The 23,561-nt window shown below is 43.9% G+C and carries 23 protein-coding genes; 16 read left to right on the top strand and 7 right to left on the bottom strand.

Features of this window, described 5'->3' with window-relative positions; all coding sequences use genetic code 11:
- Positions 1–1,410 (top strand): dihydrolipoyl dehydrogenase, encoded by a 1,410-nt coding sequence (gene lpdA / locus ACRRQV_RS05600; protein WP_432528542.1) that lies wholly within the window; start codon positions 1–3, stop codon positions 1,408–1,410.
- 186 nt (positions 1,411–1,596) lie between these two features.
- On the top strand, positions 1,597–2,421 hold the full coding sequence (locus ACRRQV_RS05595; protein WP_432528540.1) for a polysaccharide deacetylase family protein: 825 nt from the start codon (positions 1,597–1,599) through the stop codon (positions 2,419–2,421).
- Positions 2,422–2,465: 44 nt separating this feature from the next.
- Here ACRRQV_RS05595 and ACRRQV_RS05590 read toward each other — a convergent pair whose 3' ends face one another.
- Entirely contained in the window at positions 2,466–3,935 is a 1,470-nt protein-coding gene (locus tag ACRRQV_RS05590; protein WP_432528538.1) for an aminotransferase class I/II-fold pyridoxal phosphate-dependent enzyme, read from the bottom strand.
- A 134-nt stretch (positions 3,936–4,069) separates the two neighbouring features.
- Here ACRRQV_RS05590 and ACRRQV_RS05585 point away from each other — a divergent pair, with 134 nt between their 5' ends.
- Both ACRRQV_RS05585 and ACRRQV_RS05580 read left to right on the top strand, forming a co-directional pair.
- The gene (locus ACRRQV_RS05585) at positions 4,070–5,035 is read left to right on the top strand and encodes an NAD(P)H-dependent flavin oxidoreductase (RefSeq protein WP_432528536.1); all 966 of its coding nucleotides are present in this window, start codon (positions 4,070–4,072) and stop codon (positions 5,033–5,035) included.
- Positions 5,036–5,051: 16 nt separating this feature from the next.
- The gene (locus ACRRQV_RS05580) at positions 5,052–5,330 is read left to right on the top strand and encodes a UPF0223 family protein (RefSeq protein WP_432528534.1); all 279 of its coding nucleotides are present in this window, start codon (positions 5,052–5,054) and stop codon (positions 5,328–5,330) included.
- Between the two features lie 323 nt (positions 5,331–5,653).
- Here ACRRQV_RS05580 and ACRRQV_RS05575 read toward each other — a convergent pair whose 3' ends face one another.
- Complete coding sequence (locus tag ACRRQV_RS05575) at positions 5,654–6,274, bottom strand: YktB family protein (RefSeq protein WP_432528532.1); 621 nt, start codon at positions 6,272–6,274, stop codon at positions 5,654–5,656.
- A 161-nt stretch (positions 6,275–6,435) separates the two neighbouring features.
- Between ACRRQV_RS05575 and ACRRQV_RS05570 the strand changes: the two genes are divergently transcribed.
- Positions 6,436–6,630 (top strand): hypothetical protein, encoded by a 195-nt coding sequence (locus tag ACRRQV_RS05570; RefSeq protein ID WP_432528530.1) that lies wholly within the window; start codon positions 6,436–6,438, stop codon positions 6,628–6,630.
- A gap of 92 nt (positions 6,631–6,722) precedes the next feature.
- The gene (locus tag ACRRQV_RS05565) at positions 6,723–7,514 is read left to right on the top strand and encodes an inositol monophosphatase family protein (protein WP_432528528.1); all 792 of its coding nucleotides are present in this window, start codon (positions 6,723–6,725) and stop codon (positions 7,512–7,514) included.
- A 309-nt stretch (positions 7,515–7,823) separates the two neighbouring features.
- Here ACRRQV_RS05565 and ACRRQV_RS05560 read toward each other — a convergent pair whose 3' ends face one another.
- Positions 7,824–8,009: a YlaF family protein gene (locus ACRRQV_RS05560; protein WP_432528526.1), complete on the bottom strand. Its 186-nt coding sequence runs from the start codon at positions 8,007–8,009 to the stop codon at positions 7,824–7,826.
- Positions 8,010–8,119: 110 nt separating this feature from the next.
- Here ACRRQV_RS05560 and typA point away from each other — a divergent pair, with 110 nt between their 5' ends.
- Together typA and ACRRQV_RS05550 are read left to right on the top strand one after the other, a co-directional pair.
- A complete protein-coding gene (gene typA, locus ACRRQV_RS05555; protein WP_432528524.1) occupies positions 8,120–9,967 on the top strand; it encodes a translational GTPase TypA in 1,848 nt (615 codons plus the stop codon).
- A gap of 25 nt (positions 9,968–9,992) precedes the next feature.
- Entirely contained in the window at positions 9,993–10,322 is a 330-nt protein-coding gene (locus ACRRQV_RS05550; RefSeq protein ID WP_432528522.1) for a YlaH-like family protein, read from the top strand.
- A gap of 452 nt (positions 10,323–10,774) precedes the next feature.
- Here the strand turns inward: ACRRQV_RS05550 and ACRRQV_RS05545 are convergent, their stop codons facing one another.
- The 3 genes from ACRRQV_RS05545 to ACRRQV_RS05535 are packed head-to-tail and all read right to left on the bottom strand — an operon-like array spanning position 10,775 to position 11,946.
- Positions 10,775–11,224, bottom strand: coding sequence for a hypothetical protein (locus ACRRQV_RS05545; protein ID WP_432528520.1), 450 nt, complete (start codon positions 11,222–11,224; stop codon positions 10,775–10,777).
- Positions 11,224–11,427, bottom strand: coding sequence for a YlaI family protein (locus ACRRQV_RS05540; RefSeq protein WP_432528518.1), 204 nt, complete (start codon positions 11,425–11,427; stop codon positions 11,224–11,226). Before ACRRQV_RS05540 ends, ACRRQV_RS05545 begins: the two co-directional genes overlap by 1 nt.
- Before the next feature lie 12 nt (positions 11,428–11,439).
- Positions 11,440–11,946, bottom strand: coding sequence for a peptidyl-prolyl cis-trans isomerase (locus ACRRQV_RS05535; RefSeq protein ID WP_432528516.1), 507 nt, complete (start codon positions 11,944–11,946; stop codon positions 11,440–11,442).
- A 167-nt stretch (positions 11,947–12,113) separates the two neighbouring features.
- On the opposite strand from ACRRQV_RS05535, the gene ACRRQV_RS05530 reads away from it, so the two are divergent.
- The 3 genes from ACRRQV_RS05530 to pyc all read left to right on the top strand — a co-directional run bounded on the left by ACRRQV_RS05530 (position 12,114) and on the right by pyc (position 17,086).
- Positions 12,114–12,395: a DUF1507 family protein gene (locus ACRRQV_RS05530; protein ID WP_432528514.1), complete on the top strand. Its 282-nt coding sequence runs from the start codon at positions 12,114–12,116 to the stop codon at positions 12,393–12,395.
- Positions 12,396–12,463: 68 nt separating this feature from the next.
- Positions 12,464–13,630, top strand: a complete 1,167-nt coding sequence (locus ACRRQV_RS05525; RefSeq protein WP_432528512.1) for an FtsW/RodA/SpoVE family cell cycle protein — start codon at positions 12,464–12,466, stop codon at positions 13,628–13,630.
- A 15-nt stretch (positions 13,631–13,645) separates the two neighbouring features.
- Positions 13,646–17,086: a pyruvate carboxylase gene (pyc, locus tag ACRRQV_RS05520; RefSeq protein ID WP_432528510.1), complete on the top strand. Its 3,441-nt coding sequence runs from the start codon at positions 13,646–13,648 to the stop codon at positions 17,084–17,086.
- 35 nt (positions 17,087–17,121) lie between these two features.
- On the opposite strand, the gene ACRRQV_RS05515 is transcribed toward pyc, so the two are convergent.
- Entirely contained in the window at positions 17,122–18,039 is a 918-nt protein-coding gene (locus ACRRQV_RS05515; protein WP_432528508.1) for a COX15/CtaA family protein, read from the bottom strand.
- Positions 18,040–18,388: 349 nt separating this feature from the next.
- On the opposite strand from ACRRQV_RS05515, the gene cyoE reads away from it, so the two are divergent.
- Genes cyoE through ctaF form a run of 5 tightly spaced genes read left to right on the top strand, consistent with a single transcriptional unit; the run spans position 18,389 to position 23,317 of the window.
- Positions 18,389–19,306 carry a heme o synthase gene (gene cyoE / locus ACRRQV_RS05510; protein WP_432528506.1) on the top strand — a complete coding sequence of 306 codons (918 nt, stop codon included), beginning with the start codon at positions 18,389–18,391 and terminating at the stop codon, positions 19,304–19,306.
- Between the two features lie 51 nt (positions 19,307–19,357).
- A complete protein-coding gene (coxB, locus tag ACRRQV_RS05505) occupies positions 19,358–20,455 on the top strand; it encodes a cytochrome c oxidase subunit II (RefSeq protein WP_432528504.1) in 1,098 nt (365 codons plus the stop codon).
- Between the two features lie 33 nt (positions 20,456–20,488).
- A complete protein-coding gene (gene ctaD / locus ACRRQV_RS05500) occupies positions 20,489–22,372 on the top strand; it encodes a cytochrome c oxidase subunit I (protein WP_432528502.1) in 1,884 nt (627 codons plus the stop codon).
- A complete protein-coding gene (locus tag ACRRQV_RS05495; RefSeq protein ID WP_432528500.1) occupies positions 22,359–22,985 on the top strand; it encodes a cytochrome (ubi)quinol oxidase subunit III in 627 nt (208 codons plus the stop codon). Before ctaD ends, ACRRQV_RS05495 begins: the two co-directional genes overlap by 14 nt.
- Positions 22,985–23,317 carry a cytochrome c oxidase subunit IVB gene (ctaF, locus tag ACRRQV_RS05490; RefSeq protein ID WP_432528498.1) on the top strand — a complete coding sequence of 111 codons (333 nt, stop codon included), beginning with the start codon at positions 22,985–22,987 and terminating at the stop codon, positions 23,315–23,317. Before ACRRQV_RS05495 ends, ctaF begins: the two co-directional genes overlap by 1 nt.
- Positions 23,318–23,561 lie beyond the last annotated feature (244 nt).

Below are 23,561 nucleotides of genomic sequence, written 5' to 3'. Positions count from 1 at the left end.
ATGGTAGTAGGAGATTTTCCGATCGAAACAGATACGCTCGTCATCGGCTCAGGTCCTGGCGGATATGTAGCAGCAATCCGTGCGGCGCAAACTGGCCAAAAAGTAACAATCGTTGAAAAAGAATACATCGGAGGCGTCTGCCTGAATGTTGGATGTATCCCATCAAAAGCATTGATCTCAGTAGGCCACCGTTTTGAAGAAGCGAAGCATTCAGAAGATATGGGTGTAGTAGCTAACGAAGTTTCATTAAACTTTGAAAAAGCGCAGGCTTTCAAAGATGGCGTAGTCAAAAAATTGACTGGCGGTGTTGAGTCGCTTTTAAAAGGAAATAAAGTAGAAATCGTACGTGGAGAAGCTTATTTCGTTGATGATACATCAATCCGTGTGATCACTGAAAATGCTGCTCAAACTTACAAATTCAAAAACGCGATCATTGCTACTGGGTCACGCCCAGTTGAAATTCCAACGTTCAAATTCTCTAAACGCGTCATTAATTCAACAGGTGCATTGGCTCTTCAAGAAGTGCCAGGAAAACTTGTGGTAATCGGCGGCGGGTATATCGGAACTGAACTTGGAACAGCTTATGCCAACATGGGTTCTGAAGTAACGATCCTTGAAGGCGCTCCAGATATCCTTGCTGGATTTGAAAAACAAATGACGTCAATCGTTAAAAAAGGCTTGAAGAAAAAAGGCGTTGAAGTTATCACTAAAGCGTCTGCAAAAGGCGTACAAGAAACTGAAACTGGCGTTACCGTCACATACGAAGCAGGCGGAGAAGAAAAAACAATCGATGCCGACTACGTATTGGTTACTGTTGGACGCCGTCCGAACACAGATGAAATGGGACTTGAAGAAGTCGGCATTAAATTCGGCGAACGCGGCTTAATCGAAGTTGACAAGCAGTGCCGCACGAATATCCCGAACATCTTTGCAATCGGGGATGTGGTTGCCGGCCTTCAATTGGCTCATAAAGCATCTTACGAAGGAAAAGTTGCTGCAGAAGTTATTGCTGGTGAATCATCAGTAGTGGATTACTTGGCAATTCCAGCGGTTTGCTTCACAGATCCGGAACTTGCAAGCGTCGGTTTGACCGAAGAGCAGGCTAAAGCAGAAGGATTCGAAGCAAGTGCTGCGAAATTCCCATTCGGCGTCAACGGCCGTGCGCTTTCATTGAATGCAACCGAAGGTTTCGTGAAATTGGTTTCACGCAAAAGCGATGGCTTGCTTCTTGGAGCTCAAATCGTTGGAGCTGGCGCATCAGACATGATCGCTGAACTTGGTCTTGCAATCGAAGCAGGAATGACTGTGGAAGATATCGCAATGACAATCCACGCTCACCCAACATTGGCTGAAGTTACAATGGAAGCTGCTGAAGTAGCGCTTGGAGCACCAATTCACATTTTAAAATAATAACGAGTGCCGCAATTCGCGGTTTCTTTCAAAACAGCCTTGCCTGGCAAAACCAGGTTAGGCTGTTTTATTATTCTACAAATATCACCTGGTTTTTCCATACAGTTTATTTTATTGTATAATTTTTGAATAATAATGAAATTTTATGGTAAAATGATGGGCGAAAGGGCTACAGGTGATAACGATATGATATTGAAAAAAAGCTTAATTATCGCAGCCGGTCTGGCCTTGTTGACTGCGTGCAGCAATGAAGCCCAACCAGCAAAAGAAGAACCGGCCAAAGAAGAGGCAACCGTCGTTAAAGAAACGCCGGCTGAAACAGAAGAAGCGGCTGAAGCTCCGGAAGAACCAGCAGAAGTGGAAGAAAAAGCTGAAGAACCTCAGTACACATTAAACACGGCCAATTGGGGAGTCGAACCGATTGCGGATGCACCGGCTGAAGCGGTGTTGATTACCATTGACGATGCACCTGATAAACATGCACTTGAGATGGCGGCCAAATTAAAAGAACTGAATGTGCCAGCTATCTTTTTTGTGAATGGGCATTTTTTAGACACCGCTGAAGAAAAGGAGCGGTTAAAAACCATTCACGAAATGGGCTTTGCAATCGGCAACCACACTCAAACCCATGCGAATTTGCAAGGCATCAGTGAAGAGCAGCAAGAAGAAGAAATTTTGGCGGTCAGCAAAACGATCGAAGAAATAATCGGCGAAAAACCGAAATTCTTCCGCGCACCGAACGGCTCGAATACCGATTTCAGCAGAGCGTTAGTTGAAAAAGAAGGCATGCTGCTGATGAATTGGACGTACGGTTACGATTGGGAGAAGCAATATATGAATACCGCCGCGATCACTGATATTATGGTGAATACGGAATTTTTGCGAAATGGCGCAAACTTGTTGATGCATGACCGGGAATGGACTGCAGAGGCGCTTCCGGGCATTATAGAAGGCCTGAGCAAGAAAGGTTTTACATTTGTTGACCCGCTGGAAATCGAAGGTGTGGAATAAAAAAACGGTCCTGCAGCATGTTTTGCTGCAGGACCGTTAGCATTTTATCGGATGGCATGTTGTTCTTTAATGACTCGCAGCATTTTCAATGTATCGTCTTCAGGACCTTGGACTGGCAGGCCCGCGTCAATATTCATCTGAATGTAATTCAAGTTTTCTTGCGTGATGATTTCGCCGGGGATAAAAATCGGGATGCCGGGCGGATATACCATGATAAATTCAGCAGAAATTCGGCCAACAGCCTGATCGATTGAAATGATTTCAGTCGTCGCATAAAAAGCGTCGCGCGGCGACATGGCTAACCTTGGAATATCTGGAATTAACACAGTCGGCTCCACAATGGCTGCCTCAGAGTCGAATTGCTCGCTCATTCGCTGCAATGCATTAATTAGGAGGTTCAGTTCTTTCCGGGAATCACCAATTGTCACCAAGCACAAAATGTTGTACAAATCAGAGAGTTCCACTTCAATATTGGCTTTTTCTCGCAGCCATTCTTCTGCTTGATGTCCGGTGATGCCCAAGTCTTTGACGCTGATCAATAATTTGGTCGGATCCAAATCAAACGTTGCTGAAGTTTTCAACAGCTCTTTGCCGACGCAGCGCAAATGAGGAATTTTGTTGATGCGTTTGCGGGCATCTTGTGCAAGCCGGATCGTTTGGTCAATTAAATCAAAGCCATGAATCGCCAATTGCCGGCGTGCCGTATCAAGAGATGCTAGAATTGGATATGAAGTCGACGTTGTAGTAAGCATGGACAAAGTCGATTGTACCCGCTTCGGAGAAACCAATCCTTCGCGTACATTCAATACCGAACTTTGAGTCATCGAGCCGCCCAGTTTATGGACCGATGTTGCTGCCATATCAGCACCAGCCGACATAGCGGATACCGGCAAGGAATCGTGAAAATGGATGTGGACGCCATGCGCTTCGTCTACTAGTACTGGGATGTTCCGGCCATGCGCGATGTCTACAATGCGCTTCAAATCTGCTGCCACGCCGAAATACGTTGGGTTGATGACAAGAACCGCTTTAGCATCTGGGTATTCAACGAGCGCTTTTTCCACCGCTTCTGCAGAAATGCCATGGGAAATACCCAGGTCTGGATCCACTTCGGGATGGATGAAAATTGGAATAGCTCCGGCAAAAACAATTGCTGACATAATGGATTTATGAACATTTCGCGGCACCAAAATTTTATCGTTCGGGCCGACAACACTCAAAATCATGGTCATGATCGCGCCGCTTGTGCCTTGAACCGAGAAAAATGTATAATCAGCGCCAAAAGCTTGCGCTGCAAGTTCTTGTGCTTCTTTAATTGCGCCTTTCGGTGAATGAAGATCATCCAAAGGGGCAATGTTTATTAAATCGATAGACAAAATATTGTCGCCGACAAATTCCCGGAAAGCGGGATCGACGCCTTGGCCTTTTTTGTGGCCGGGAATATGAAATTGAATCGGGTGCCGGTTTCGGTGCTTTAACAAAGCATCGAATAACGGAGTTTCTAGTTGAGACAATGAGCACACCTCGCTTTATAAAAAATGAAAACAAAATGAATTATAGCACGATGCTACTCGCTATACTATAAAAATAAAAGGATTTTGTGAAACTGGGACGAATAGTTGAATGGATGAGAAAAGGAGAGGATAGAATGTTATTCAAAACAAGAGTCACTGATCTTTTAGGCATTCGTTACCCTATTGTTCAAGGGGGGCTTGCGTATTTGGCATATGCGGAGCTTGCAGCCGCTGTATCCAATGCTGGAGGGCTGGGGCAAATCACAGCTATGAGCTTGGCAACACCAGAACAGCTGCGGGATGAAATACGGAAAGTGCGGGAATTGACAGACCAGCCATTTGGCGTTAATTTTGCTATTGGGGAAAGAGGCCGCCCGTTCGCACATATGCTGGAAGTGGCGATCGAAGAAACTGTGCCGGTGGTGTCCATGACCGGCGGAAATCCAACACCCATTTTCGAACAATTAAAAGGCACGCCGATAAAAAAATTGGTTTTGGTTGCCGCAAGAAGGCAGGCAGAAAAGGCGGAACAATTGGGAGCAGATGCCGTCATGGTTGTCGGGCAAGAAGGCGGCGGCCACCTGGGACGTGACGACGTGGGCACAATGGTGCTGATCCCACAAGTCGTGGATGCGGTATCTATACCAGTCATTGCATCGGGCGGCATTGGCGATGGCCGTGGGTGGATGGCTGCCCACGCGCTTGGAGCTGAAGGAATTGAAATGGGCACGCGTTTTATCGCCACTAAAGAATGTGTCCATGCGTCGGATCTTTACAAAAAAGCGCTGATCGACAGTTCTGAAAGTGAAACGGTGGTTATTAAACGCAGCATCGGCGCTCCTGCACGAACGCTTTCAAATGGATGGACAGAAAAAATTCTTGAAATTGAGCGAGTTAGCCCTACTTACGAAGCGCTGCGCGATTTTATTAGTGGAGAAGCCAATAAAAAATTTATCTACGATGGCAATACTGAGGAAGGCTTTGGCTGGGCCGGCCAAATAACTGGATTGATCAAAGATGTGCCGAGCGTTCAAGAACTGATGGACCGTATGGTCAATGAAGCGATTGAAATCCGGAAAAAATGGGCAATTACACAATGAAAAGAGGGAACTTTAAATGGAATATTCTTATCCATTTTCGTTAGAATGGTCAACTGATGAAATTATTGATGTGGTGACTTTTTTTGAAGGCATCGAAATGGCCTATGAAAAAGGCATTGAACGAGAAAATCTATTTGCTCGGTACCGCAGATTCAAAGAAATCGTACCGGCCATGTCAGAGGAAAAAACCTATTTCCGCGAATTCGAAGAAGAAAGCGGCTATGCAAGTTTTCCAGTGATTAAGGAAATGAAAGCAAAAAGTAACGGCGACATCATTAAACTAGAGAAAAAATAAGACAAAGAGCTGTCCCATAACTAAAAAAGATAAAACCGGCAAAGAAAAGGAGTTCTTTTCTTTGCCGGTTTTTTAGCTAGCTGACGGGAATGGAAGCGGCGAAAACCATGTGCTCCTGTCTCTGCATCGCTTCGCTGCTTCGTCGCAAAGAATCGACCGAACTCCCTTCGGTCGATTCTTTCCTGCGGGAGCAGTGATGGAGCAAAGCGACAGTGCGACAGTGCCGAAATTCACTCGGGCGTTTCGCCCGAGTTAGTTCGCGCGAGCCCGCGGAAAGCGTCCGCTGGAATGGACGTCAGCCCCTTTTGGGACAGCCCCTTTTATTAATTTCGAGCCAGCACGTTATAGATCGGCAGCAATTCTTCAAAGGTTTGTTCAACCAACTCTTCAAATTCTTGTTCGTCCATTGTGACTGCCTGATCTCGCGGAAGGTGGCGGCCAATAACAAATTCGCCTTTTTTAACATCGCGGAGTCTTACAACCAATTTCTCGATTTCTTCTATCGGCAGCAATTCCAGCGAAGTGGCTTCCGGTTTCATGTGGTCGCCAGCGATGACAAAATCCTCGGGCAATGAACTCACCAGATTAGTCTGCAGCAGCCTCTCAGCCATTTGGCTTTTTCCGGGCGCTTCATAAATAACGGCCAAAATGATAAACACATGGCTTTCCCAAAGGCCGATTTGGAAGTGGGGCACCGCTTTATAGCCTCTTTTATAAGGAGCAAACGCCACCCAGCTATCGTTTGGCGGGTTGATGGTTCTCCGTAAATGCTTCGCCACATGCGGGAAAAATTCATCTCCGGTTTTGCTTGAGAAGAACGAAGAATACTCTTTTCCTAAAGCTTCAAATTTTGGCCTCACGTATTTGATGAGTGCTTCCATGCGCTCCTGCAAGCCAGGAGTTTCAAAAACCTCGAAATCTTGTTCTTTCCAAAAAGTCGTCAACTAAATTTCCTCCTTAATTTCACAATACAGGTTTCATTTTACCGGAGTTTGGGAAGAAAGAGTATAAATACACTTTTTTCATCAGCCACTGGAAAACCGTTTCTTATTCGTCTAATGAAATTTCAGAATTATGAAAAATAGAACGGAAAGGGGTGCTCAATATGAAACAAATGATTCAGATCATTCGTAAAGCAGACGTTGAGAAAGAATACATCAACGTGCTTAAATTAGAACTTGACTATGAACTTGCTTCTTTATTTGATGCGATGAAAGAAAAAGAAAGCCGCCAAATAGATAAAAGCAAAAAACGGCTTCATGAGATTCATGCTGAACTGGAGGCACTTCATGCGTTCTAATAGATACTTTATTTATAAAACATAAAGGCACCTACTGGCAAAAGACAGTATGTGCCTTTTTCGATATAATGGAAAGAAAGGGAGGTGCGCATATGGAATTGCATGCAATGGACTTGTACATAAAATCACTGATCAAAGAAGCGGGGCATCGCATCAGAAATTCATTTTCAACGGATTTGGTCATTGAAACAAAATCCGACGCGAATGATTTAGTAACTAATATGGATAAAGAAGTCGAGAAATTTTTTATTGAGCGCATCCGTCAAGATTTTCCAGGACACCGTGTTTTTGGAGAAGAAGGATTTGGAGACGTAATTAAGGATTTGAATGGGGTAGTGTGGCTGTTGGATCCAATAGACGGCACGATGAATTTTGTTCATCAGAAAAGCAATTTTGCCATTTCACTTGGAGTTTACGAAGACGGAATCGGCAAGCTTGGATACATATACGATGTTATGAACGATCGGCTATATCATGCAACTAAAGGGCAAGGCGCATATTGCAATGATGAAAAGCTTGCACCGTTGAGCGAAACTTCCGTGGCGACTTCAATTATTGGCATAAACGCAACATGGGCAGCTCCGAACAAATACATTGACCATGAAAAAATTATCCGTTTGCTGCGGGAAGTTCGAGGCACACGGTCGTATGGATCGGCAGCATTGGAACTTGCTTATGTGGCTTCCGGAAAAATTGACGCCTATGTCTCTATGAGGCTGTCACCCTGGGATATTGCAGGTGGCATGGTGATTGCGCAAGAAGTTGGTGCAATTGCGACAAATTTTATAGGGGAAGCGGCAAATTTACTCGTTCAAGACACCTTTGTGGCAGCTAACCCTTCTATTCATAAAACATTGTTAGCCGACTATATTCATCTGAAATAGGAAAACCCGTTGTTTTTCCGAAATTTGCGCCAGCAGCAAAAGGTCCATTCTTTTAACTAACGGTTAAGGCATTTCTTTTAAAAAAGAAATGCTTTTTTGGTTGCATCGGTTTCAATGATTTATTGACCAACTTTAGTATAGTTGGATGCAGCAGTGATGTTATTAAATAAGGATAGAAATAGAGAAATGAACGGCTTTGGACTTTCGGAAAGGCTGTTGAATGAGCCCAAAATAAAAAAAGCGCAAATGATTGCGCCTTTTTTGCTTCCCAATGAAGACTAATAACTTGCTGTCTGATGCAAGTTCCTTTTATAATAAGCCTGCTTCACGCATTTCTTTTTTCTTTTTAAAGCCCAATCCCATAATTGCGCACAAAGCCAAAATTGCAATGAGAATACCAGGTATGCTGCGAAGAGCGATTGCTGCCCCAATTCCTGCCATTGATAACAGTGCCGCAAGCGAATACAATACGAAGATCCATTTGATGTTTTTCAATCTTTTTTCCTCCTGCTGCATAATGCTGAAATAAAATCTTAGGGTTTTTTCCCTATATGTGCTATACTAGCACAGTTATAGACATGAAAAAAGAATATTGGAGTGAAAGTATGACTAACTTACGTAACGATTTAAGAAACATTGCTATTATTGCCCACGTTGACCATGGTAAAACAACTTTAGTGGATCAGCTGCTTCAGCAATCAGGTATTTTCCGTTCAAATGAACACGTAGAAGAACGCGCAATGGACTCGAATGACATTGAAAGAGAACGTGGAATTACGATTCTTGCGAAAAACACTGCGATTCAATATAAAGACGCAAAAATTAACATTTTGGATACTCCTGGACATGCCGATTTCGGTGGGGAAGTAGAACGCATCATGAAAATGGTTGATGGCGTTTTGCTAGTTGTCGACGCTTATGAAGGCTGTATGCCACAAACACGTTTTGTTTTGAAAAAAGCTTTGGAACAAAACTTGAAACCAATCGTAGTTGTAAACAAAATTGACCGCGATTTCGCACGCCCTGATGAAGTGGTTGACGAAGTCATCGAATTGTTTATCGAACTTGAAGCGAATGATGATCAATTGGAATTCCCGGTAATTTTTGCCTCAGGCATGAATGGAACTGCCAGCCTTTCATCTGATCCAGCCGACCAAGAAGAAAACATGCAGGTTATTTATGATGCGATCATGGAGCATGTACCAGCGCCTATCGATAACAGAGATGAGCCACTTCAATTCCAAGTAGCACTACTTGATTACAGTGACTACGTTGGACGTATCGGGATTGGCCGTGTATTCCGTGGAACGATTGAAGTAGGACAATCCGTTTCTTTGATGAAATTGGACGGTTCTGTTAAGAATTTCCGGGTTACAAAAATGCACGGATTTATGGGCCTTAAACGAGTTGAGATTGAAAAAGCTGAAGCTGGCGATTTGATTGCCATCTCTGGTATGGAAGATATCAACGTTGGGGAAACGGTTTGCCCATCAGACCACCCAGATGCTTTGCCGATTCTTCGAATTGACGAACCGACATTGCAAATGACGTTCTTAGTAAACAACAGCCCATTTGCCGGCAAAGAAGGAAAATGGATTACTTCTAGAAAAATCCAAGAACGTTTGGATGCGCAACTTCAAACTGACGTATCTCTTCGTGTAGATCCGACAGATTCACCAGATGCATGGGTAGTTTCTGGACGCGGGGAATTGCATTTGTCAATTTTGATTGAGAATATGCGCCGTGAAGGTTTCGAAATTCAAGTATCTAAACCGGAAGTTATCGTGAAAATGGTTGATGGTGTACGCTGTGAGCCAGTTGAACGTGTTCAAGTTGATGTTCCAGAAGAGTACACTGGCGCAATCATCGAGTCTCTTGGTGAGCGCAAAGGCGAAATGCTTGATATGGTCAACAACGGAAGCGGACAAGTTCGTTTGGTATTCAACGTGCCAGCACGAGGCTTGATCGGTTATACTACTGAATTCTTGACTCAAACACGTGGATACGGAATCATCAACCACACGTTCGACAGCTACCAGCCGGTTGCTTCAGGACGCGTTGGCGGACGCCGTCAAGGTGTATTGGTATCTATGGAGCGCGGTAAAGTTTCAACTTACGGCTTAATGGGCATCGAAGACCGTGGAACAGCATTCGTAGAAGTTGGCGCTGAAATTTATGAAGGCATGATTGTCGGCGAACATAACCGCGACAGCGACCTAACAGTTAACATAGTTAAGATCAAAGCTGCGACAAACATCCGTTCAGCAAACAAAGACCAAACAACTACAATGAAAAAAGCGCGTTTGATGAGCCTTGAAGAAGCACTTGAATATTTGGCTGATGATGAGTATTGTGAAATTACTCCACAAACCATCCGCCTACGCAAAAAAATCTTAGACAAAGCAGAACGTGAGCGCATGGCTAAGAAAAAGAAAGTTGCCATCGAAGAATAATAAGGAATGGAAGGATGTATAACCTATGGACGACCAAGCTTTTGTCTATGATAGGATGTATCCGTTAGCCCGGTTTTTATACGAAACAATGCCCAACTTCAGTACAGCAGGTTATGTGCTTTTTGCAGTCATCTTCTTGCTGTCGGCATTTGTTTATAAACTAGGGTTTGCCAAGAAATTGCCGTTACGTCAAAATGCAGTTATCGCTTTGTTTCTTCTGATCGGAGGATTAGGGCTGACATTTTTAGCTCTTTTCCTGCCGGTAGTTGAAGGCTTATGCATTGCTGCGATCATTTTGATTTTGTATAAAATCCGCCTATGGCGCGAAAAACGCGAAAACGCTGTTTCTCAATGAGAAACAGCGTTTTTGTTTGGAGAAAAATAGCCTCCTCATTGTCAATATTTTAGCCATTAAAATTGTAAATCGAATTAAAGAAATCGAGTTTTTGTACACCGCTTCGGACGCTTTGGGCATGGCTCCCGCCATGAGCCGAGAAGACCACTTGTCTCATTGCTCCGCCTAGCCCGTGGACGCGCCTAAGCTAAGAAATTTCTTACTACCAGAAGAGATGACCGGCATGCTGGATGCTGGCTATATTAGAGCTAACAGGCTAGAAGATATGGAGCAAAACAGCGAAGACGCCTGCGAGATAGCGAAGTGCCGAAATCCACTCGGGCGACTAGCCCGAGTTAGTTCGGCGCGAGCCCGCGGCAAGCGCAGCTGTTTTGCGGAATATCAGTAACCCAGGAAATTTAGTTCAACTTATATAAAAGGTTTATAAAGCAATACTGAAAAAAACGCGCACCTCATTGCGAGGGCGCGTTTTTTCGTTCAAACGTTTTGTAAAGAATCGGCAAAGCCAAAGCATAAGTCAAGTGGGCAAAAATCCAGTATAGAATGGCTTCCAAATTGGTTGCACTTGGAACTTGGTCTGTCACGGCAAGCAATGCCAACGGAAAATACAAGAGATACAGCGGCACACACATCAGCAAACTCACCATGACCAAAAAGCCAAAAGGATAAGCTCGACGCTTGGCCAAATAGACAAAAATAATGCCAAGTATCAGCGAAACAAACAAATGAAACGAAAAAGCCATTGGCTCAGACCAATCGATGGCGCCAATCACTGGCAAAAAATCCACATTTAATAACAATGTATAGATTTTTACTCCTGTCACCGATTGAATCCATCTCAGCAATAATCCAAGCAAAAGTCCGCTCCAAAATCCAATCCATATGCCTTTGATCACCTTCATTAGAAGTCATCCTCAATCTGGCGGGAGCTTCTATAAAAACGGAATGCCCCAGTGGCAAGCCGTTCCTTAGTGCGTTCTGTAATACGTTCATGGCATTTATCGCACATATGTGTGTGGATCGGCCGGTTGCGCAAGCGTTTCGCTTGGAGCGTATCATCATTAAGTTCTTCGATTGTGTCACAAATTACACATTGAACCCGCATCATTTATCGCTCCTATTCTACTCGAATGGCTGTAACATCCGTAATCGGATTTGCTTGGTTAGAGCCATCCGGCAGCAAGATGTGGACAGGGCCGTCTTCTTTTAATGGCTTTCCTTCTTGGCTGAATTTGAAAATCAACTCTTTTGCTTGTTCAAGCGGAAACGCATGCTCGCCATGAGCTGTTTCCACTACTACAGTAGAAGCCTGATCGCTCGGTTCTGCATTTTCTAAAAACGGTTTAAAAACCATGCCGAATGTGCCGACCATCATCTTGTTTTTTTCTTTCCGATTATAGGTCTTCTCAGAGTTTAACGTCGGAGGGACAGTGGCGCCTTCCATGATTTCTCTCGACCAATGTTCGCCCATGCCGCGCTTGTATTCTTCCAGTTCGTCGCGTTGAACTTTTTCTTCTGTAAAATACGTATCTAAGTCGATTTTGCGGTCATCAAAAATCCAAACAGTTGGATCTAACGTGATTTTAAATTTTACTTCACCTTTAAACGGTATAATAAATTCCATTACGAACCCTCCATCAAATAATCCATCTTTTATAAGTATACCTTTTTGTGTCAAATTCCCAAAGGGATTAATTCCAGAGAAGATATTGGCTTGCAATTTTATGTGTTAACATATACACTTTAAACAAGTCACTTTGGCATGAAATCTCATTAAATGGGGGAGTCCTCATGGAACATACAGAAGAACAAACATATCAGCTAAGGGCTTTAGAACTCCTCAGAGCAGATGCAGAAAAAATCGAGAAACTGATTAAAGTTCAGATGGACAATTTAACATTGCCCTCTTGTCCGCTATATGAAGAAGTGCTCGATACCCAAATGTTCGGCTTATCCCGAGAAATTGATTTTGCTGTGAAATTGGGCTTGATCGAACGGGAAAGCGGAAAAAATTTAATAGATACGCTGGAGAAAAAGCTTTCTATTCTTCTTGAAGCGTATACGAATAAATGACTCAAAACTCAAACGAACTTTGTTTGAGTTTTTTTACTAATCCTATCTATTAAAAGAGGTTAAATTTAATGAAACAGTACATCAAAAGATACGCAAAACATTTTGATTATCCGTTGTTTTTTACATATATCGCTTTGGCGCTATTCGGTTTAGTCATGATCTACAGTGCAAGTATGGCATGGTCTGTAAACTATTACGGCTGGGAGCCGGATCACTTTTACAAACAGCAAATGATCAATTTGCTGTTAGCGTTCCCGGTGTTTTTAGTAGCGGCAATTTTTCCATATAAACATTTCCAACGCATTGGCTTCTTGAAACTTATCGTAGCGGTTATTTTCATAGGCTTGATTTTGGTCCACTTTATCGGCTATGCCGGGGGAGGCGCGAAAAGTTGGATCAACCTTGGATTTGCCAGCATTCAGCCTTCGGAAATTGCTAAAGTTGGGATCATTCTTTATCTGGCTGGGGTATTTGCTAATAAAAACAAAAAAGGCAGCATCAATAATTTTAACCAATCCATTGCTCCGCCAGTCGTCGTTTTAACAGGCGTCCTGTTTTTCGTGTTTTTAGAGCCGGATTTGGGTTCCATGCTCATCATTGGAGCGGTCGGTCTTTGCGTCATGTTGGCCAGCGGCATACGCTTTAAATTGTATTTGAAATTGGCCTCTATCGTAATTGCCGGGGCGGCGTTGTTTATTTTACCGGTCGTGTTGTTTGCCCAAGATGTAATTTTTACTGAAAAACGCCTTGGCCGTTTGGAAGCTTTTTTCAATCCATTTTCCGATGAACTTGGCTTCGGCATGCAAATCGTCAACGGTTATTTGGCCATTGGTTCTGGCGGGTTAAGCGGGCTAGGCCTTGGACAATCGATTCAAAAACTTGGCTACCTTCCTGAACCGCATACCGATTTTATCATGTCGGTAATCGCTGAAGAGCTAGGAATATTTGGAGTTTTGTTCGTTTTAGGCGGATTGTGCTTTATCGTTTTGCGCGGTTTAACCATTGCCATGACGGCTAAAGATCCACTTGCCCGTATGCTTGCAGCAGGCGTGGCAAGCATGGTTGGCATTCAAACCTTTGTAAACTTAGGCGGCTTAACTGGCCTTATACCGCTCACTGGGGTAACACTTCCTTTTATCAGCTATGGCGGAACATCCGTAATTTTGTTATCTTTAGCTATGGGAGTGTTGATGAATGTTTCAATGTTCCATAAAGTTGAAAAAATGAAAAAGTAAAGGGTGTGCTGCGGAGTGAAGACGATCACTAAAATCTTAGTAGCAAATCGCGGAGAAATCGCAATTCGGATTTTTCGCGCTTGTACAGAACTGAATCTTCGGACAGTTGCGATTTATTCGCAAGAAGACAGTGGATCTTATCATCGGTATAAATCAGATGAATCCTATTTAGTTGGAAAAGGAAAAAAGCCCATCGATGCATATCTGGATATTGAAGATATTATCCGCATCGCCAAAGACACAGCAGTTGATGCAATTCATCCGGGCTACGGCTTTTTATCCGAAAATGTCCACTTTGCCCGCCGCTGCGAAGAAGAAGGAATCATTTTTATCGGTCCGACATCGCGCCATTTGGACATGTTCGGCGATAAAGTGAAAGCGCGTACACAAGCTATACAAGCCGGCATTCCCGTTATTCCAGGGACAGACGGGCCGGTTCAGTCGCTGGAAGAAGTGGAAGCATTTTGTGAAGCTGTAGGCTTTCCGGTTATGGTCAAGGCTTCTCTTGGAGGCGGCGGGCGCGGCATGCGCATCGTTAAATCTAAAGAAGAACTTGCTTCTTCGTACGAACGCGCAAAATCCGAAGCAAAAGCCGCTTTCGGTTCTGATGAAATGTATGTTGAGAAATTCGTTGAAAAGCCAAAGCACATTGAAGTTCAAATTTTAGGGGATGCGGCCGGCAATATCATTCACCTTTATGAACGCGATTGTTCGATTCAACGCCGCCACCAAAAAGTAGTGGAGATTGCACCATCCAACTCCATCAGCAACGAGCTGCGCAATGAAATTTGCGACGCTGCCGTTAAGTTGATGAAAAATATTGATTACATAAACGCTGGCACCGTGGAATTTTTAGTAGCCAACGATGAGTTTTATTTTATAGAAGTAAACCCGCGCATCCAAGTGGAACACACCATTACAGAAATGGTCACAGGAATCGATATTGTCCATGCGCAAATCAACATTGCAAGAGGGCACACGCTTCACAGCGAAGAAATCAACATTCCGCAGCAAGGGGATATTCCGTTGTTTGGCTTCGCCATTCAATCCCGAGTAACGACAGAAGATCCGTTAAACGACTTCATGCCTGATGCAGGGAAAATGATGGTATATCGTTCAGGCGGGGGCTTCGGCGTTCGTCTGGATGCCGGCAATGGCTTCCAGGGCGCTGTCATTACGCCATTCTACGATTCTTTGCTCGTGAAATGCTCGACTTGGGGCGTCACATTCAAAGAAGCAGCTGCGAAAATGGACCGCAACTTGCAGGAGTTCCGTATTCGCGGCATCAAAACCAATATCCCGTTTTTGGAAAATGTCGTAAAGCATCCAAACTTCATCAAAGGTGAATTTGATACAAGCTTTATCGATTCAACACCTGAACTGTTCATTTTCCCGGTGCGGAAAGACCGCGGCACTAAGCTGCTGAGTTATATCGGCAACGTTACGGTAAACGGCTTCCCAGGAATTGAAAAGAAAAAGAAACCAATCCACGCATCTCCGCGCAAACCGGAAATCGATTTGTCGGCTCCCGCTCCAAGCGGCACGAAGCAAATTTTGGATGAACGCGGCGCGGAAGGGTTAGCCAAATGGATCCACGAACAAAAAGATGTATTATTGACAGATACGACGTTCCGGGATGCCCACCAATCGTTGTTGGCAACGCGTCTGCGGTCGTACGATATGTTCGAAATCGCAAAAGAAACTGCCCGCATCCAGAAAGACTTGTTCTCACTGGAAATGTGGGGCGGTGCAACATTTGACGTTTCCTACAGGTTCTTGAAAGAAGATCCGTGGCACCGGTTGATCAAGCTGCGCAAAGAAATACCGAACGTTTTGTTCCAGATGCTGTTCCGAGGCGCCAATGCCGTTGGCTATAAAAATTACCCCGATAACGTCATCCGGGAATTCGTACGAAAATCAGCGGATGCGGGAATTGACGTATTCCGGATTTTCGATAGCTTAAACTGGATCAAAGGAATGGAAGTGGCGATTGATGAAGTCCGCCAGTCCGGCAAAGTAGCGGAAGCGGCCATTTGCTATGCGGGGGACATTTTAGATCCAAGCCGCGACAAATACACCGTCGACTACTATAAAAAAATGGCCAAAGAACTGGAAGCCTCAGGCGCCCATATACTGGCGATCAAAGATATGGCCGGCTTGCTTAAACCGGAAGCGGCGTACCGGCTAATTTCCGAATTAAAAGCTACGATTTCCTTGCCGATTCATTTGCATACGCATGATACTAGCGGAAACGGCATTTATTTGTACTCGAAAGCCATTGAAGCGGGCGTCGACATCGTCGATACTGCTCTCGGTTCGATGTCCGGGCTGACGTCGCAGCCAAGTGCAAACTCGCTGTATTATGCGATGAGCGGCGGGGAACGGGAAGTAAGAGCTGATATTCAACCCATGGAAAAACTGTCTCATTATTGGGAAGATGTCCGCAAATATTACAGCGATTTTGAAAGCGGCATGAACAGCCCGCATTCTGAAATTTACGTCCACGAAATGCCGGGCGGCCAATACAGCAACCTGCAGCAGCAAGCAAAAGCGGTAGGGCTTGGCATGCGCTGGGAAGAAGTAAAAGCGATGTATTCCCGCGTCAACTTGCTATTCGGAGACGTCGTAAAAGTGACGCCATCCTCGAAAGTGGTCGGAGACATGGCATTATTTATGGTCCAAAATGATTTAGACGAAAACACAGTATTGACTCGCGGGGAAACGATTGATTTCCCGGAATCGGTCATTGAGTTTTTTGAAGGCTATATTGGACAGCCATATGGCGGATTCCCTAAAGATTTGCAGAAAGTCGTATTAAAAGAACGCAAGCCTATTACAGTCCGTCCAGGCGAATTGCTGGAACCTGCAGATTTTGATGAAATTAAAAAATACCTTTTCGATAAATTGGAGCGTCCTGTTACAAGCCAGGAAATTTTGGCATACGCGCTTTATCCGAAAGTGTTTGACGAATACACAGCCACAACTACGACATTCGGCGACGTTTCGGTTTTGGATACGCTGACATTTCTTTATGGCATGCGCTTAGGCGAGGAGATCGAAGTGGAAATCGAAAAAGGCAAGACCTTGATGATCAAAATGGTATCCATCGGAGAACCGCAAAAAGACGGCAAGCGGACCATTTATTTTGAATTGAATGGCCAGTCGCGAGAAGTAAATATTCAGGATATGACAGTAGAATTGGACAGCTCAGCAAAAGTGAAAGCGGACACTACAAATGAATCCCACATTGCAGCCACCATGCCGGGAACGGTATTGAAGGTTGTTACAGAAAAAGGCGCCAAAGTAAAACGCGGCGACCACTTGCTGGTAACCGAAGCGATGAAAATGGAGACAACCGTTCAAGCGCCATTCGATGGCACCATCAAAGAAATTTACGTAGGGGCAAGCGAAGGCATCTCTACAGGAGACTTGCTCATTGAAATGGATCGGAATTAAATAAAAAAGCAGATGCCGAATGGGCATCTGCTTTTTTATTTTGAACTATTCGACATGCTTCTCGAAACGAGCAGCACCATATAGCACAACAATCCGAATAATAATGAAATCAGCAATGAATGAAGAAGAGCGATTGCCAGATTTAATTTCGTCAACACGACAAGCATGCCTGTCGTTGCCTGCAAAAGGACTAAGACGAAAGCTGTCAGCCAGCCACGGAAGATGACCCGCTGGTCCCGGTACTGTTTATATGCATGCCACAAAATATATCCTAGCCATAACACAATCAGCCCCGCTGCTGTACGGTGGCCCATTTGAACCCATTCGTACATATTATTCGGAAGCGCGAATTGATCATTTCGGCACAGCGGCCAATCCGCACAAATCAACCCCGATTCTGTGTGGCGCACTAGTGCACCGGTGTACACAACAATGTAGGAATACAATGCGACGCCGATTGTGTGGAATTTCAGCTTATTGCCAATTTGCACGCGTTCTGCGTCAAATTTGCGGTCCACTTCAAAAATTAATAAGGTTAATAACAAGACGGAGGCAAATGAAATCAAGGAAATCCCAAAGTGAAGAGCAAGGATAAAATCGCCTTGGCCCCATTTTACTTGTGCCGCTCCAATTAACGCTTGAAGGACCAAAAAGAAAATAGCCATAACGGCTAAAAATTTTGTTTCACGGATGTGTCCGTATTTTCTCCATGCCCATACGGCCAAAACAACGATTAAAATGCCCACGGTACCGGTAACGAGCCGGTGGGAGAATTCGATCAACACTTCGGCCGTAATTTCATCGGGTATTAATTGCCCGTTGCACCCCGGCCAGTGCCGCCCGCAGCCCATGCCACTGTCTGTTTTTGTAACCAATGCTCCGCCAAGAAGGATTAAGAGCATACCGATGGTCGCTGCTACTGCAAACCATTTTATATATTTACTTTGCTGCAAGTATGCCACCTACTTTTTTCTATATGAAACTTTTCTATACGTCTGTAACCTGCATACTAGATGATAGCGAAAGTTACCTTAAAACACAACGGAAAATCCGGAATACCCGAAACTTTCAAGATTTAGACATAATCCGCAAGCGCTTCACAAACTGTTCAAAAACAATTATTTTTCTATCTTAAAATAATGTGCTCGCTCATGTATGATAGGAAGAGCGTATTTCTGAGTTAAATAACAGAAAATCATGGCTTTTATCCCTAAATTGCAGTTAGCGGTAGAAAAATAACTGGAATTTAGATATAGTTATGGTTAGCGGAATATGCTTACAACTATGAAAGGAGGGGATAATATGTCAAACGGCCGGACATTGTCTGCGGAAGTTCATCAGACGCCGGAAACAACGACATTCCTACAAGATTTTTTAGCGCTAATTAAAATTGGAATCGTAAATTCAAATTTAATAACCGTTTTTACAGGATTGTGGTTAGCATTTCAGTTTTCCGGCAGGCATTTTCTGCAGGAGTTGGACATACTAGTCTATACGATTGTTGGTTCAGCTTTGATTATCGCAGGGTCTGCAGCGATGAATAACTACATTGACACAGATATCGATCCGTTGATGGCGAGCAAAAAGTCGCGACCGACTGTGACTGGGAGATTTAAGCCATCTGCTGTATTGGCACTTGCTATTTCTTTCATTGTTTTAGGCGAACTATTTTTGTTCTCTGCATCTGTATCAGCCGGCTTCTTTGGAATTGCAGGGATTTTGGCTTATGTCGTCCTCTATTCCATGTGGTCGAAACGAAGACATGTCAGCAATACGATTGTAGGGAGCATCTCAGGAGCAATTCCACCGCTTATCGGCTGGGCCGCAGTTGAGCCGGCACTTGGACTTGGGGCTTGGGCATTGTTCTTGATTATGTTCGTATGGCAGCCGCCGCATTTCTATGCGCTTGCAATGAAGCGCACAGAAGAATACCGTGCTGCGGGAATTCCTATGCTTCCGGTGGTGAAAGGTTTCCATCGGACGAAAAAATCTATGCTTGCATGGGTTATTATGCTGTTCCCTCTGCCATTCCTGTTAATGGATCTCGGAATAGGCTTTATCATTCTTGCTACGCTTTTAAATCTTGGTTGGCTGGTTTTAGCTATCCGCGGATTTAAAGTGAAGGATGATTTAAAATGGGCGAAGACCATGTTCATTTATTCTTTGAACTATATGACCATTCTTTTTGTTTCAATGATCATATTTGCAGTCTTTGTGTAACTTCCATTAATGCAGAACAAAATTTTTTACATGAGAGGGGTATGAAAAGCTATGATAAACGGGCTTAAAAAGTGGCGTCTTTTAACATTGATGGCCGCCTTGGTCTTCTTTCTTGCTGGTTGTGGGCGAGAAGAGATTTCAACATTAATACCGGCCGGTGGAGTAGCTCAAGATCAGTTTAACTTACTGATTTTATCTTCTGTGGTCATGTTGTTTGTTATAATTGTTGTAACAATCATTTATGTCTTGGCTATCATGAAATTCCGCCGTTCGAAACTTGGGGATGAAATGATTCCTGAACAAGTAGAAGGAAGCGCGAAACTTGAATTTTTATGGACAGCGGTTCCTATTGTCCTTATTATTATCATTGCGATTCCTACTGTTTACCAAACATTTGATTTGGCAGACACACGTACAATGGACGTGCAAGCTGAAGATGGCAGCATGACCAACTTGACGGTCAACGTAACAGCGAAGCTTTACTGGTGGGAATTTGAATACCCAGAACAAGGAATCGTAACTGCGCAGGAATTGGTCGTTCCGACTAACCAACGCGTTTACTTTAATGTCGTTTCTGCTGATGTTAAACACTCTTTCTGGATTCCTTCAATTGGCGGAAAAATTGACGCCAACCCTGAAAACACCAACACGTTCTATTTAACATTTGACCAAGAATCTTCTGAATTGGAAGATGGCGTTTTCTACGGAAAATGTGCTGAGCTTTGTGGACCATCGCACGCATTGATGGACTTCAAAGTGAAAACAATGAATGAAGAAGACTTCGATGCATGGGTAACAGCTATGCAAGAAGAAGAACCAGCTCCAGCTGAAGGCGATCTCGCTCAACAAGGCGAAGAACTATTCGGCGGTGACGGATTAGGTTGTATCGCATGCCACGCTGTTTCTGGTGTAGGTAAAGGCAACACAATGCAAGGACCAAACGTAGCTGCTTTCGGTGACCGCAACCGCGTAGCAGGTATTTTGGAACACGACGAAGAAAACTTGAAAAACTGGATCGCTGATCCACAAAAATTCAAGCCAGGCAATTTAATGCCAGATCCCAAAACGCTTAACGACGGAAAAGAATTGTCCGAGCAAGAGCTTGATGCACTTGCAGCGTATTTGATGGGCTTGAAAGTTGAAGAGTAAAAGAAGAACGCTTAAAAAAGGGAGGTATACATCGTGAGTTCTATTGCTCAAAAACGTGGCTTCGGTGCTACTGTATGGGATTACATAACTTCTGTAGACCATAAAAAAATCGCAATTCTGTATCTCCTGTCAGGTGGATTTTTCTTCCTAGTCGGCGGGATAGAAGCGATGATGATCCGGATCCAGTTAATGAAAGCCGGAAATGATTTTCTCAGTGCCGGAACATATAACGAAGTATTGACGATGCATGGTACAACAATGATTTTCTTGGCAGCCATGCCGCTATTACTTGGATTCATGAACGCTATTATGCCTTTGCAAATCGGCGCGCGTGACGTAGCTTTCCCATTCTTGAATTCACTTGGGTTTTGGCTATTCTTCTTTGGTGGGATCTTCCTTAACCTTTCTTGGTTCCTTGGAGGAGCTCCAGATGCAGGCTGGACAAACTATGCATCATTAGCCTTAGCGTCGGAATCCCACGGTATTGATTTTTATGCACTTGGTTTGACAATTTCTGGATTCGGTACATTGATTTCTGGGATTAACTTCCTGGTAACAATCATCAATATGCGCGCTCCAGGGATGACGTATATGAGAATGCCGCTATTTACATGGACAACTTTTGTTGCTTCGGCACTGATTTTATTGGCATTCCCGCCGCTTACAATTGCGATTTTCTTCATGGTTTTTGACCGTATGTTCGGTTCGCATTTCTTTGATGTACAATTTGGCGGAAACACAATTATCTGGGAGCATTTGTTCTGGATTTTTGGTCACCCAGAAGTTTACATCTTGATTTTGCCGGCTTTCGGTATCTTCTCTGAAATCTTTGCGATTTTCTCCCGCAAACGCCTATTCGGTTACACGGCATTGGTATTTGCGACAATCTTGATTGGTTTCTACGGCTTCATGGTTTGGGCTCACCACATGTTTACAGTTGGTCTTGGGCCAACAGCAAACGCGATTTTTGCTCTTGCAACTATGATTATCGCGGTGCCAACTGGGGTTAAAATCTTTAACTGGCTGCTTACGATTTGGGGAGGAAGCATCAGCTTCTCTACTCCGATGATGTACGCGATCGGATTTATTCCATCGTTTGTAGCAGGTGGGGTAACAGGGGTTATGCAAGCGATTGCGCCTCTAGATTATCAATTGCACGATTCTTACTTTATCGTTGCGCATTTCCATTACGTAATCGTTGGTGGGGTAGTACTGGCAATTCTTGCAGCGACTCATCTTTACTGGCCGAAAATGTTTGGAACTATGCTGAGCGAAAAATTAGGGAAAGTTACGTTCTGGTTATTCTTTATCGGATTCCATTTAACTTTCTTTATCCAGCATTTCTTAGGCCTTATGGGGATGCCTCGCCGCGTGTATACGTTCGGCGCTAACCAAGGATGGGACTTGTTCAACGCAATCAGTTCAGTAGGAGCTTTGTTCATGGCAGTAGGCGTTATCGTCTTGCTAGTGAACGTGATCTTGACTTCTGTGAAAAATGAGCGTGTCGGCAATGACCCTTGGGGAGACGGACGTACGCTTGAGTGGGCAATTCCTTCACCGCCGCCATTCTATAACTTTGCTCAAACTCCATTAGTTCGTGGTCTTGATACGTACTGGATCGAAAAAATGGAAGGCAATAAAGAAGGTATGATTTACGCAGAACCGCTTGGCGATATTCACATGCCGAACAACTCGTTTATTCCTGTTGTCATGTCATTTGGTTTGTTCGTGGCATCATTTGGAGCTCTTTACCATCCAGATGGCCACGCTTGGACAATTCCGGTTATCGTATTAGGCTTGTTAATTACTTTTGGATCAATGCTGCTTCGTTCAGTAAAAGACGATCTTGGATTCCATATCCATAAAGAAGATTTGATTAAGGATCAAGAAGGGGTGAGAACCGATGGATCTAAATAAAAAATACACCCCTCAATCTTGGCCGGATCATCCTGAAACAGCTACTATGGAAGGGAAAAATAAGTTTGTCGGGTTCTGGCTGCTTCTTGCAGCTGAGACAGTGACATTTGCTTCTCTCTTTGCCACTTATCTTGCATTAAAAGATAAAGGGCCAAGCGGGATGGACCATACAGCTGCCGACCTTTTTGAACTGCCTTTAGTATTTGCCATGACGATGATTCTATTAACTTCATCGTTAACTAGTGTTTATGCAATGTACCATATGAAAAACCATAACTTTAAAGCGATGCAGGCTTGGCTTGCAATTACAGTTTTGCTGGGTGCTTCTTTCCTCGGCTTAGAAATTTATGAATTTTATCACTATGTCCATGAAGGCTTCGGCTACACGCACAGTGCATTTAGTTCAGCATTCTATACACTTGTAGGAACGCACGGAGCTCACGTATTATTCGGCTTAAGCTGGTTTATCGCTTTGATGCTCCGCAACGCAAAACGTGGATTGAACACGTACAATGCGCCTAAGTTTTTCTTAGTTTCGTTATACTGGCATTTTATTGACGTAGTATGGGTATTTATCTTTACTGTAGTCTATTTGATGGGAGTGATCGGATAATGGCACATGATGTTCAAGATTATGTTAGATCACAAACAGAATATGAGTACGTAAAACGCAAAAGAGCACAAGAAATGCGTAGCATGCTCACTTCGTTTGCAATTATGATCTTCTTGACATTGATTGCATTTACGACAGTGGCAGCCGGTTTTTCTCCATACTTGATCGTGCCGATTATTCTCTTATTGGCGGCGATTCAAGTGGTGCTTCAGCTCTACCACTTTATGCACTTAAGCAATAAAGGAAGCGGACTGGTTGCATTCTTCATGTTTAGTGGAATGTTTGTTGCTTTCATCACACTTCTTACTTTTACTACGATCATTTGGTGGTAAAAGCCAAACGAAAACCCTTTGCTTTTTATAGCAAAGGGTTTTTTATTTGTGCGAAATTCGATTTGAGTCCACACTTTTCTTTGTCTAGCTCCAGCGCCTAGTCCCTCGGGGTCTTAAGTCAGCCCACTACGGAAATCTGGATTTCCTGCGTGATCTGTCTTAAGCCTGTCGGGACTGGACAGGCGCTTCCGCTTTTCTTTGGCAATTGTCATACTTCGTTCATTGATATACCTGGGTTCCCACT

The organism is Planococcus sp. YIM B11945 (assembly GCF_050864155.1).
Classification (GTDB): domain Bacteria; phylum Bacillota; class Bacilli; order Bacillales_A; family Planococcaceae; genus Planococcus.
Note: the sequence above shows the minus strand (reverse complement) of the source record. Positions and strands in the feature narration are given on the sequence as shown.

Excerpts from the sequence above, each read along its gene's own strand:
- lpdA (WP_432528542.1), top strand. The coding sequence starts at position 1 with ATGGTAGTAGGAGATTTTCCGATCGAAACAGATACGCTCGTCATCGGC.
- ACRRQV_RS05595 (WP_432528540.1), top strand. The coding sequence starts at position 1,597 with ATGATATTGAAAAAAAGCTTAATTATCGCAGCCGGTCTGGCCTTGTTG.
- ACRRQV_RS05585 (WP_432528536.1), top strand. The coding sequence starts at position 4,070 with ATGTTATTCAAAACAAGAGTCACTGATCTTTTAGGCATTCGTTACCCT.
- ACRRQV_RS05580 (WP_432528534.1), top strand. The coding sequence starts at position 5,052 with ATGGAATATTCTTATCCATTTTCGTTAGAATGGTCAACTGATGAAATT.
- ACRRQV_RS05570 (WP_432528530.1), top strand. The coding sequence starts at position 6,436 with ATGAAACAAATGATTCAGATCATTCGTAAAGCAGACGTTGAGAAAGAA.
- ACRRQV_RS05565 (WP_432528528.1), top strand. The coding sequence starts at position 6,723 with ATGGAATTGCATGCAATGGACTTGTACATAAAATCACTGATCAAAGAA.
- typA (WP_432528524.1), top strand. The coding sequence starts at position 8,120 with ATGACTAACTTACGTAACGATTTAAGAAACATTGCTATTATTGCCCAC.
- ACRRQV_RS05550 (WP_432528522.1), top strand. The coding sequence starts at position 9,993 with ATGGACGACCAAGCTTTTGTCTATGATAGGATGTATCCGTTAGCCCGG.
- ACRRQV_RS05545 (WP_432528520.1), bottom strand. The coding sequence starts at position 11,224 with ATGAAGGTGATCAAAGGCATATGGATTGGATTTTGGAGCGGACTTTTG.
- ACRRQV_RS05540 (WP_432528518.1), bottom strand. The coding sequence starts at position 11,427 with ATGCGGGTTCAATGTGTAATTTGTGACACAATCGAAGAACTTAATGAT.
- ACRRQV_RS05535 (WP_432528516.1), bottom strand. The coding sequence starts at position 11,946 with ATGGAATTTATTATACCGTTTAAAGGTGAAGTAAAATTTAAAATCACG.
- ACRRQV_RS05530 (WP_432528514.1), top strand. The coding sequence starts at position 12,114 with ATGGAACATACAGAAGAACAAACATATCAGCTAAGGGCTTTAGAACTC.
- ACRRQV_RS05525 (WP_432528512.1), top strand. The coding sequence starts at position 12,464 with ATGAAACAGTACATCAAAAGATACGCAAAACATTTTGATTATCCGTTG.
- cyoE (WP_432528506.1), top strand. The coding sequence starts at position 18,389 with ATGTCAAACGGCCGGACATTGTCTGCGGAAGTTCATCAGACGCCGGAA.
- coxB (WP_432528504.1), top strand. The coding sequence starts at position 19,358 with ATGATAAACGGGCTTAAAAAGTGGCGTCTTTTAACATTGATGGCCGCC.
- ACRRQV_RS05495 (WP_432528500.1), top strand. The coding sequence starts at position 22,359 with ATGGATCTAAATAAAAAATACACCCCTCAATCTTGGCCGGATCATCCT.
- ctaF (WP_432528498.1), top strand. The coding sequence starts at position 22,985 with ATGGCACATGATGTTCAAGATTATGTTAGATCACAAACAGAATATGAG.